Origin of the sequence: Listeria farberi, assembly GCF_014229295.1 — a bacterium.
GTDB classification, from domain to species: Bacteria; Bacillota; Bacilli; order Lactobacillales; family Listeriaceae; genus Listeria; species Listeria farberi.
The window spans coordinates 153,413-164,434 of record NZ_JAARZL010000003.1 but is presented as its reverse complement, the minus strand read 5'-3'; the positions used below and the strand labels follow the sequence as shown (position 1 = coordinate 164,434).

12 protein-coding genes are annotated in these 11,022 nt (G+C 36.6%); all 12 read right to left on the bottom strand.

Annotated elements, in window-relative coordinates:
- Nucleotides 1-83 precede the first annotated feature (83 nt).
- The 12 genes from HCB38_RS10150 to ssb all read right to left on the bottom strand — a co-directional run bounded on the left by HCB38_RS10150 (nt 84) and on the right by ssb (nt 10,978).
- Complete coding sequence (locus HCB38_RS10150) at nt 84-377, bottom strand: WXG100 family type VII secretion target (protein WP_185319578.1); 294 nt, start codon at nt 375-377, stop codon at nt 84-86.
- 338 nt (nt 378-715) lie between these two features.
- Nucleotides 716-2,008: an adenylosuccinate synthase gene (locus HCB38_RS10145; protein WP_185638419.1), complete on the bottom strand. Its 1,293-nt coding sequence runs from the start codon at nt 2,006-2,008 to the stop codon at nt 716-718.
- A gap of 258 nt (nt 2,009-2,266) precedes the next feature.
- The gene (dnaB, locus tag HCB38_RS10140; RefSeq protein WP_003721677.1) at nt 2,267-3,619 is read right to left on the bottom strand and encodes a replicative DNA helicase; all 1,353 of its coding nucleotides are present in this window, start codon (nt 3,617-3,619) and stop codon (nt 2,267-2,269) included.
- A gap of 24 nt (nt 3,620-3,643) precedes the next feature.
- Nucleotides 3,644-4,090 carry a 50S ribosomal protein L9 gene (gene rplI / locus HCB38_RS10135; RefSeq protein ID WP_003772680.1) on the bottom strand — a complete coding sequence of 149 codons (447 nt, stop codon included), beginning with the start codon at nt 4,088-4,090 and terminating at the stop codon, nt 3,644-3,646.
- A gap of 2 nt (nt 4,091-4,092) precedes the next feature.
- A complete protein-coding gene (pdeA, locus tag HCB38_RS10130) occupies nt 4,093-6,066 on the bottom strand; it encodes a cyclic-di-AMP phosphodiesterase PdeA (protein WP_185319580.1) in 1,974 nt (657 codons plus the stop codon).
- 165 nt (nt 6,067-6,231) lie between these two features.
- Nucleotides 6,232-6,960 carry a LytR/AlgR family response regulator transcription factor gene (locus HCB38_RS10125; protein ID WP_003764753.1) on the bottom strand — a complete coding sequence of 243 codons (729 nt, stop codon included), beginning with the start codon at nt 6,958-6,960 and terminating at the stop codon, nt 6,232-6,234.
- Between the two features lie 18 nt (nt 6,961-6,978).
- Nucleotides 6,979-8,274: a sensor histidine kinase gene (locus tag HCB38_RS10120; RefSeq protein ID WP_185319581.1), complete on the bottom strand. Its 1,296-nt coding sequence runs from the start codon at nt 8,272-8,274 to the stop codon at nt 6,979-6,981.
- A gap of 95 nt (nt 8,275-8,369) precedes the next feature.
- A complete protein-coding gene (locus HCB38_RS10115; RefSeq protein WP_003721672.1) occupies nt 8,370-8,531 on the bottom strand; it encodes a cyclic lactone autoinducer peptide in 162 nt (53 codons plus the stop codon).
- Nucleotides 8,515-9,129: an accessory gene regulator ArgB-like protein gene (locus HCB38_RS10110; RefSeq protein WP_185319582.1), complete on the bottom strand. Its 615-nt coding sequence runs from the start codon at nt 9,127-9,129 to the stop codon at nt 8,515-8,517. Before HCB38_RS10110 ends, HCB38_RS10115 begins: the two co-directional genes overlap by 17 nt.
- A gap of 255 nt (nt 9,130-9,384) precedes the next feature.
- Entirely contained in the window at nt 9,385-10,002 is a 618-nt protein-coding gene (locus HCB38_RS10105; RefSeq protein ID WP_185319583.1) for a PepSY domain-containing protein, read from the bottom strand.
- A gap of 153 nt (nt 10,003-10,155) precedes the next feature.
- On the bottom strand, nt 10,156-10,395 hold the full coding sequence (gene rpsR / locus HCB38_RS10100) for a 30S ribosomal protein S18 (RefSeq protein WP_003721669.1): 240 nt from the start codon (nt 10,393-10,395) through the stop codon (nt 10,156-10,158).
- A gap of 43 nt (nt 10,396-10,438) precedes the next feature.
- Complete coding sequence (gene ssb, locus HCB38_RS10095) at nt 10,439-10,978, bottom strand: single-stranded DNA-binding protein (protein WP_185319584.1); 540 nt, start codon at nt 10,976-10,978, stop codon at nt 10,439-10,441.
- Nucleotides 10,979-11,022 lie beyond the last annotated feature (44 nt).

Sequence of the window (11,022 nt, the reverse complement as noted above, 5' to 3'; positions counted from 1 at the left end):
AGAAAAAGCCATGCAAAAAACTGCATGGCTTTTCGTAAAGCATCCAACGATATTTGTATGTATGCTTCACTGTTGAATAATTTTTAGAATCCAAAGTTTTGAGAAAGTTGTTGATCGTGCTCTTCTACTGCATTTGCTGTCTTCTCAAGTTGATCATTAATTTGATCCATTAAGTTTGCGAATTCAGTTACTTTTGGTTTTAATTGTTCAAATTGCTCATCAAAACGCATAAAAGCTTGACCTTCCCATTCGCTACGTAGTTGATCTTGTAGTTGGCTTAAACGACTTAAAATATCCTCAATATCTCGACCACTTTGACCATAAGTTTTTGCACGATCGCGTAGTTCGTTTGGACTCATACGAATTTGACCTGACATTCACTTCATCTCCTCTTATTTTCTATTGTGAATAAGATATCACATTAAAATTATATCATGAATTCACAAAATAAAATGTGACAAAAAAGTGAAAATACACCTACTAAAATACTGATAATAAACGTTTTTTGGATTGCTCACTCTATCGAAAAGAGTATTTTTTCACAAACAAACTCTTCGATGATATATTTTTAAACTTCAATCATATGAAATGTTGTTTTTTACAGATTTATAAGTTCTCTTTTCTTGGGGGAAATGCTGTTATTTTTATACTCCTAGAATTTGAATACAAAAAAGCTTCTTGAGGAAAACTCCTCAAAAAGCTTTTAGAATTATTATTAAGCTAGACGCCAAACACTTTTTACGACATGCGTTTGAGCGCGATCAGGACCAACAGAAAACATGGAAACTTGTACACCAGTAAGCTGTGCAATACGTTCCATATAATGACGACAATTTACTGGCAGATCATCTAATGATGTAACCCCAGTAATATCTTCTGTCCAACCTGGAAGTTCTTCATAAATAGGTTCGCAACGAGCTAAGTCTTTCAAACTTGCTGGGAACTCTGTAATTGTTTTTCCATCTAATTTATAAGCTACACAGATTTTAAGTGTTTTAATTCCAGTCAAAACGTCTAGTAGAGTTAACGATAAATCCGTTAGTCCACTTACACGACGAGCATGACGAACAACCACACTATCAAACCAACCTACACGACGCGGACGACCAGTCGTTGTACCGTACTCATGGCCAACTTCACGGATAGTGTCCCCGATAGAATCAAATAATTCTGTTGGGAAAGGACCATCTCCAACACGTGTTGTATAAGCTTTAGCCACACCAACAACATGGTTGATTTTTGAAGGACCAACACCGCTACCGATAGTTACACCACCAGCAATTGGGTTACTTGAAGTTACAAACGGATATGTTCCTTGATCAATATCAAGCATAACCCCTTGTGCACCTTCAAATAATACACGTTTACCGTCATCTAATGCATCATTTAAAACAACTGACGTATCACAAACATAGTCTTTAAATTGTTGACCATATTCGTAATACTCGTCTAAAATATCTTCTAATTTAAAGCCTTCTAGCTCATAAAAACGTTCTAGTAAACGGTTTTTCTCACCAAGATTATGCTCTAATTTTTCTTTAAAAGTTTCTTTATCGAGTAAATCGATAATACGAATACCAACACGAGCTGCTTTATCCATGTACGCTGGCCCGATACCTTTTTTCGTTGTACCGATTTTGTTTGCGCCTTTACGTTCTTCGTCAGCTTCATCAATGCGAATGTGATACGGTAAAATAATGTGCGCGCGGTTAGAAATACGCAAATTAGAAGTATCCACGCCTTTGTCATGAAGATATTTTAATTCCTCCACTAAAGCTTTTGGATCAACAACCATACCATTACCAATAACACTAATTTTTTCTTTGTAAAAGATACCTGATGGAATTAAGTGCAATTTGTAAGTTACGCCATCAAACTTAATTGTATGACCCGCATTGTTTCCACCTTGATATCTAGCAATCGCTTCTGCATTCTCGGAAAGAAAATCCGTAATCTTCCCTTTTCCTTCATCGCCCCACTGTGTTCCTACAACAACAACTGAAGACATTTAAACACCTCATTTAATTGGTCTTTGATAGCTATGATTTTTTCATAGCCTCTTCATTTTCCACTATACATTGTACCGTTTGCCACTAAAATAGTCAATGGATTTACGAACATTGATTTGTAAGGTAATTTTATCGTTCGCTTTTTTAAACATTTTAATAGAAAACCAAAGTGCATTTTTAGTAATACGATACCTTTTTGCGTAAAATAAAAACCTTGCGAACTCCAAATCTAATTAGAATTTCACAAGGTTTCCTTATTAAGCCATTGCGTCGTCGTAACGCACTTCTAAATTCACAAACTTATTGTATTCTTTTACAAAGGCTAATTTCACATCACCGACCGGACCGTTACGTTGTTTTGCAATAATAATCTCAATCGTACCGTCATTTTCACCTTCCCGGTCATAGTAATCTTCCCGGTATAAAAAGGCTACAATATCCGCATCTTGCTCAATCGAACCCGATTCACGAATATCTGACATCATTGGTCGTTTATCTTGGCGTTGCTCCACACTACGAGACAACTGTGAAAGGGCGATTACTGGTACTTCAAGTTCCCGCGCCAAAGCTTTTAACGACCGAGAAATCTCAGAAACCTCTTGTTGCCTATTTTCGCCGCCACGACCGCTCCCAGCAATAAGTTGCAGATAATCGATCACAATCATACCAAGACCAGTTTCTTGTTTTAAACGGCGGCACTTGGAACGAATCTCATTCACCCGAACACCTGGCGTATCATCAATATAAATCCCAGAATTAGAAAGTGTACCCATCGCAATTGTCAGCTTTTGCCAATCATCGCTCGTTAAAGCACCTGTCCGTAAATTCTGCGCATTAATATTACCTTCCGCACAAAGCATCCGCATGACAAGTTGTTCCGCACCCATTTCCAAACTAAAGATAGCAACATTCTCGTCTGTTTTTGTCGCAACATTTTGCGCGATATTTAAGGCGAATGCCGTTTTACCAACAGAAGGACGCGCCGCAACAATAATTAAATCATTCCGCTGAAAACCAGCTGTCATTTTATCCAACTCATTAAATCCAGTCGGAATTCCAGTAATATCACCTTTACGATTGTGCAAAATCTCAATATCATCATATGTTTTAACAAGAACGTCTTTAATATTCTTGAAAGCTCCGACATTTTTACGTTGCGAAACTTCCAAGATACTCTTTTCCGCTTCGTCCATAAGCATATCGAGCTCGTCTTCGCGCGAATATCCATCTGTTGCAATTTGGGTAGCAGTTCTAATTAAACGTCTGAGAAGCGCCTTGTCCTCGATAATATGGGCATAGTATTCCAAGTTAGCCGCAGTCGGTACAGCACCGGATAATTCCGTCAAATAAGGCAAACCGCCCGCATCTTCTAAATTACCCTTGGCAGCAAGCGCCTCATATACTGTTAAAACATCGACAGCCTTCCCGTGGTCGTTCAAATCAAGCATCGTTTCGAAAATGATTTGGTGACCAGTTCGATAAAAATCATCCGGCATTAAAATTTCAGAAGCAGTAATCAGCGCATTTGGCTCAAGAAATATCGCGCCCAGTACAGCTTGTTCGGCTTCAATATTTTGTGGTGGTGTTCTGTCCTGGAAATTATTATCCACTGTCTTACGCTCCCTTAAGAAAAATTATTCTTCACTGACATGTACATCAAGTGTTGCCGTTACTTCATGGTGCAGCTTCACAGGCACCTTCGTATGTCCTAAAGCTCGAATTGCTTCTGGTAGATCCATTTTGCGTTTATCTACCTTAATACCATGCGTTTTTTCAAGTGTTTGAGCAATTTGTTTAGATGTAATGGAACCAAACAATCTACCGCCTTCACCAGATTTCGCTTTTAATTCCACTGTTAATTTTTCCATTTTTTCTTTCAAAGCTTTTGCCTCAGCTAATTCTTCGGCAGCTAATTTATCTTCTTTTTTCTTTTGAGCTGAAAGTGTGCTTAAAGCCGCATTGCTAGCTTCGACCGCGTAACCATTTTTAATTAAAAAATTGTTTGCATAACCATCTGCAACATTTTTTGTTTCACCTTTTTTACCTTTACCTTTAACGTCTTTTAAGAAAATAACTTTCATAATTATGTTTCTCCCTTCCAATACGCATCAATGGCGCTAATTAATTGTTTTTCTGCTTCTGCAATTGTAACATCTTTAAGCTGTGTGGCCGCATTCGATAAATGTCCGCCACCGCCTAGTTTTTCCATAATGACTTGCACATTGATTTGTCCAAGCGACCGCGCACTAATCCCGATTAATTTATCCGGACGTAGCGTAATAACGAAGGATGCTTGCACGCCTTCCATCGAAAGCATTGTATCTGCAGCCTGTGCTGCAATGACCGTACCAAATTCCTCGTCTTCACGCCCAGCTGCAATCGCCATTCCATCATGATAAATTTCAAGCGACTCCACTAAACGACTCCGCTGAGTAAAAGTAGTAATATCTTCTTTCAAAAATTGCTGCACTAAAATCGTATCCGCACCAAGCGACCGTAGATAACTAGCCGCATCAAACGTGCGCGACCCAGTCCGAAGTGTAAAGTTTTTCGTATCAACGACAATTCCGGAAAGGAGTGCCGTCGCTTCAATTTTCCCAACTTGCTCTAAGTCAGGTTGGTACTCAAATAGCTCCGTAATCAGCTCGGCCGTAGATGACGCATATGGCTCGATATAAACCAGAACCGGATTACCAACAAATTCCTCTGAACGACGGTGATGATCGACAACAACCACATTCGTAGCAGAATCAAGCAGTTCCTTATTAATAACCATCGAAGGTTTGTGCGTATCAACTACGACAAGCAAACTCTTTTCTGTGATATTTTCCAGTGCGACTTGCGGCGTCACAATATTTTTAATCACATTTGGATATTCTTCAATTTCATTCATTAGCCGCTTCACATCAGGGCTCATTTTGCCAGGTTCAACAACCACATAAGCATTCCGGTTGTTCATTTCAGCAATTCGCATTACACCTAAGCTTGACCCAATTACGTCCATATCTGGATAGCGGTGTCCCATAACAAAAACTTGATCACTTTGCGTAATCAGTTCTTGTAAGGCTTGCGAGATCACGCGTGCCCGAACTCGAGTCCGTTTTTCCATCGGGTTCGTTTTTCCACCATAAAATCTAACTTTTCCTTCAGGCTGTTTAATTACGACCTGATCTCCGCCTCGCCCTAGAGCAAGGTCCAAGCTTGACTGAGCCAAATCTGCTAACTTAATCAAATCATCTTCCTTATAGCCAATCCCAATACTTAAAGTCAGCGGAATATTTTGTTTTGACGTCCGCTCACGAATTCGGTCCAAAATTTGAAACTTCTCTTCCTCTAATTGCTTCAACATTTCTTCAGTCAAAAAAGCCATAAAGCGATCTGTCGAAATTCGCTTCAAATAAATACGGTGCTCCCTGGCCCAGTTAGTCAACATGGAAGTCACTAAGTTATTTAATGCACTACGTCGTCTGTCATCCATTCCTTGCGCCCATTCATCATAATTATCTAAGAAAATAACCGCGAAAACAGATTTATTCGCTTGGAATTTCTTATTCAAATCATAGTACTCTGTTCGGTCGTATAGATACAAAATCCGCTCTTTACGCTTAACAATCGTATCAAAACGATGATCACGCCAAGCAATCGACATAATTCCCTTTTCATCATTTCCAGTAATTACATCCAAAAATTCAGGTCCCACTTCTTCTAAAGACTCCCCGATTAGCTCTGTTTTATCAAAGTATTTAGACATGAACGGATTAACCCATTCGATTTTATAATGTTCATCATACAGCAATATTCCCATCGGCATTTCTACAAGCGCTTCTTCTTCACTACGCTTAATCCGGTACGTTAAATTAGAAACATATAGTTGAACGTCCTCATTCAGGCGATATTCAAAATAAAACATCGCAACTGTAAGAATAATTCCACCAACAACAATTAACGCCGATAACCACCACGAAAAAAAGAACGTGATTACGCTCAAAATAATTGTCGCTGCAATCAGACCGTATAATGGATATTTAAGCATTCGTTTTTGAAAATAGCCTGACATTTCATCCAGCTCCCCATTTTTTTACATACTTTTGTCTGAAATTGAGTATCTATATCATAACATAAAATTAACTAACAATTCATCACTATTATTTTACCTATAATTCCGTGTTTCATCAAATTCAAGCTAACCTTCATACAAAAAAAGCGACCTAGAAGGCCACTTTTATAAACTCAAGCTTTTAATTAGTTTCGATGATGCATAACAATTTTCTCCGTTAGACATCTTCACCACGCCTTTTGTTGTATCTAATTCATGAATATTTTTCTTGTTCACAATATACGAGCGATGGCATCTATAAAAGGATTCATCCAACATTTTCTCAATGCTTTTCAGCTTACCATAAAACTCCACTTGGCGATTTTTGCCATGTAAAATTACTTTATGAATTGTAGGAGCTGTTTCGAAAAACAAAATATCGTCTAAAAGTTCATGAATAATCTTTTTATCTGAAACTTTAAAGGTAAAGTACTTCTGCATATCTTGGTCATTAGAAATACGTTCTTCAGCTTGCTTCATACAAGCTAAGACACGATCTTGCAACATATCAATATCATCTTTAATAATATAATCAAGCGCTTCCACCTTATACGTAAAAGTCATATAGCTTAGTTCCGCATGTGTTGTAATGAAAATAATGAAACCACGCGGATCGAATTTCCGAATTTCTTGAGCTAATTCAAAGCCATTCATGTCCGGTTGTCCTAAATCAATATCTAGAAAATACAATCCCATACCTTGATGTCTAGGCATTCGTGACACTAACTCAAATGGATCTCCTGTTGAAAGCTCTAACTTCATATCAAAATGTTCAACCATTATATAGTCTTCAATATATTTTGTTAACCTTTCTCGCTGCATTCTGTTATCTTCACAAATAAAAACCGGTAGCATAAACTCATCCCCATTCTTCTACATAATTTCTAATTCTTGAATAACTTCTCTATTAGTCACTTTTGTGTCTAAGGCAACATGCGAATATTTTTTCATAATCTCCCGCAAACTAGCAAGGCCTAAACCCCGACCTTCTCCTTTTGTGGAAAAACCTTCTTCAAATATTTTATAAATTGGTGGCATATTTACAGGTAAACTATTCGCAAACACAATAATTATGCTATCACCTTTTTTCACGAAAGCGATACGAATAACTGGATTTTCGCAAGTTAGCGCTGCTTCAACAGCATTGTCTAGCAATATTCCAACAACTTTACACAAATCTATAATATCCATCGAAATTTTATCAATCGGTTCAACAACTTCCAAAATCGCATCAATTTTCAACTCTTGAGCTCGTATTAACTTAACTGCCAATAAGCCCTTTAGTTCAATTACATGAATATTTTGAAGCAGTGAAATCTTATAGTTATTCGATTCAATTGTTTTATTTATAGGTACAATATTATTTTCAAAGTAATACTTCAAACCCGGCATATCATTATTATCGATATATCCAATAAGCGTTGATAGGATATTCACATAATCATGACGAAAAACGCGCATTTCTCTATGCAGGGACTCTAATGTAGTAACATAATCCTGTAACTGTTCTAGCTGTTCCTTCTGATTTTGTACTTTAAGTTCGTTGGTTGCTGTATTAATAACAACCGTCACAATAACTATTAGCAAAATGGTGTATCCTGTAAAAATTAGTGTATTAATTTTCAAAACTGAACCATCGAAACCTGCAATTGACCCCGCGTATATATTCATATAGAACGCTAATACAGTAAGCGCCACGATAGAAAAAATAATATACGCATATTTTCTATGTTCAACAAATCTAGAAATGTTAACTTTTTCAACCAGTTTTCTAAGAAGAAACGAAAATACTAACAAATTTGCCAACATTCCCGCGCAATAAATTAGCGTTGGTAATAATTCATTAAAAATCTCATCATATTTAAAGTTCAAGCCTGGTACTAAAATAAAACCTACTATAGAATCACTGATAGTAAGCAAAATAATAACCACAAGCGTAATAGAACCTGAAACTACCACATTTTTATTTTTCCAATATAGGGCACTTACAAAAATTATCAACACAAAAATCATCGACCAGTATTGAACTAATGTAAATAAAGGGAAGGCTAGCATAGCAATTGCTATAGTAACCAATCCCTCTTTAATTGAAAAAACTTTGTTTGTCAAAATCTGGATTGCTATAAAAATACCCGTTATCTGTATAATTGCCATCAAAATACTAAACATATTAATCCTCCACTGTCTAAAATATCTATGTTTAAATATGTAAGTTTGCCTTCTTTTTATTTTAGCATGAATTTTGATGTTATACAGTTTTAAATTTATTTATTTTCGTTTTTTTCTTGCATTTTTACAAATGGACTTTTTGGTTCGTATACAAACATGAAACAAGCTTTACTCATAGAAGAATCCGCAACTTTCATGGATTGTTCTTCTAGCTTTCTAGAAAGGAATTTACCAACTGATTTATTCATATTTTTCATAGTTCCGATACCTCCTTTTCAATAGTTTGTAAGTAAGTGGATTAATACTTATCACCTGAAACAAAGATCCTACCATGATTAATGTTTTCATCTCTGCGAATGGTATTAGTAACGCAATTCCCGTTAAAATTAGCGTCCCTATCATCGCTTTTCTTTTTAGTTTTTTTCGGTGTTCTTCACCGATTAAAGGCAAACTTTCTGTGTCTGCCGGAGCGAATAAAAACATGTTGAGTAGTATAAATGCAAATGTGCCTAAAACAATCCAATTATTAGAGGGCAAATTTTGGAAAATAAAAGGCGCAAGCACAAACATTGTTAAGCTAATTAGTGTACAATTCAATGTTTTGGTTGCGTGTAATCCAAAAGAATACCGTCTGAGCCATAAATATGACAGATGCACTGTCACCGTTTGCAGTAATAACCCTGTTACTAAGGCAATACCGTATACGATTGCAAACTTCATGACATTAATTAAAATTATCTCTAGCCCATATTTTACTTTTAAATAACCTTCTTCGTCATCTTTCCAGCGATCTTTTGAAATCAAAACATCCGCCATTTTTTCTGACAAAGGTACTTTTGCGGTAAAATTACTCAACTAATTCACCTCCACTAACATTTTACAACGAATTTAGTCATTATAACCAAAAATGTAATGAAATGTCCGATTCTTGTCATGAACGACTTAAAAATGGTCAAATCAGCAATTTTTTGGATACATTTCAGAATTTTCAAATGTGTAAAAAGAACCTATCAACAGGATTAAAGACCCTTATTAATTCTTAATTTTAGTAATAATATTCATAAAAAAAGCAACCTATGAAAGAATAATCACAGGTTGCTTTTTGCTTAATTAATCGTCTTGCTCTGTTTGAAGGACTTCTAATGTCTTAGCATTTAGTTTGATATCGTATTTTTGGTTGTCTTGTTTTACTGTTACTTCATAATATGTGGTATCTAATTCCCGCTCTATGTTCCAACTTGTAACGTCGCCAGCTTGTTGATCAATTGCTTTATCCATTGCTTCTTTCGGTGACTTAATCCCATCTAAAGTAAGTTTTTCGTTTTCTTTTTCAGCACCACCAGCATCTTCTTTATCAAGCTTATCTGTTTCATCACTCAACTGTTCTTTTGTTTCAGCATTGAATTTCATTTCATATTCATTGTCATTTGAAATTCCATCAACAGTATAAACATATTTTCCCAGGCTTTTCTCTAATTCAACGCTAGATATTTCTGCATCCGTATGTTTGTCTTGGAATGCCTTTACTGCGTCTTCATAACTCATATCAAAGCTTTTGTTTTGCAGGCTATCTGTTGAATTACTATCATTACTACTGCTTTTACTACTTGTTGTTTCGTTACTGCCATTAGATGAAGAAGTATCCTTATCATCATCTCCAAAACTACATGCCGACAAAGCACCTACTAGTAAAACTGTCATCCCTACTGTCGCTAATTTTTTATACATTTTGTTTCCCCCTGTGCATTTTTTTCTTCTATTTAAGAATAACATAAAAGCAAGCTGCTTAACGTCCACCTTAAGCCCTAAGTTTTCTCCACATAAAGTCTTCCTTTTAACAAAAAACAGTCTAGAAATGAATTCTAGACTGTTAAAATTAACTTATTTTTCTTCAGCAACAAATGGTAGTAAAGCCATTTGGCGAGAGCGTTTGATAGCAACAGTAAGTTTACGTTGATATTTAGCGCTCGTTCCAGTTACACGACGAGGTAAAATTTTACCACGTTCGGAAACGAATTTTTTTAGAAGTTCTACATCTTTATAGTCGATATGCGTAATACCATTGGAAGTAAAGTAACATACTTTTTTCCGACGGCGTCCGCCTCTGCGTCCTCCAGCCATTGAAAGTTCCTCCTATCTTAAAGTTCAAACCGCTAAAATGAATTTAGAATGGTAAATCGTCATCAGAAATGTCGATTGGCTTACCATCACTTGCAAAAGGATCATTGTTAGTGGATTGATAATTTTGATTTTGAGATTGTTGCTGGTCCTGTCCGAATCCACCGTTATTAGTAGGTGCTTGTCCGAAGTTATTTCCACCGTTATTATAATTATTGTTGTTATTTCCGCCTTGATAGTTATTATTTCCGCCACCGCCATTAGCATTGCGCGGCTCAAGGAATTGAACACTCTCAGCTACAATTTCTGTCACATAAACACGTTTACCATCGTTTCCCTCGTAATTACGAGTTTGAACCCGGCCATCAACCCCTGCCATACTTCCCTTCTTCAGGAAATTAGCAACGTTTTCTGCTGGTTTACGCCAAACAACACAATTAATAAAGTCAGCTTCTCGTTCTCCCTGTTGGTTAGTGAACGTACGATTTACAGCTAAAGTAAAAGTCGCAACGGCCACACCAGCTGGAGTGTAACGTAATTCAGGATCTTTTGTTAAGCGTCCTACAAGTACTACACGATTCATCATGCAAAACCAACCTCCTCTCGTTTAGTAAATCAAGGTCCTAGCCC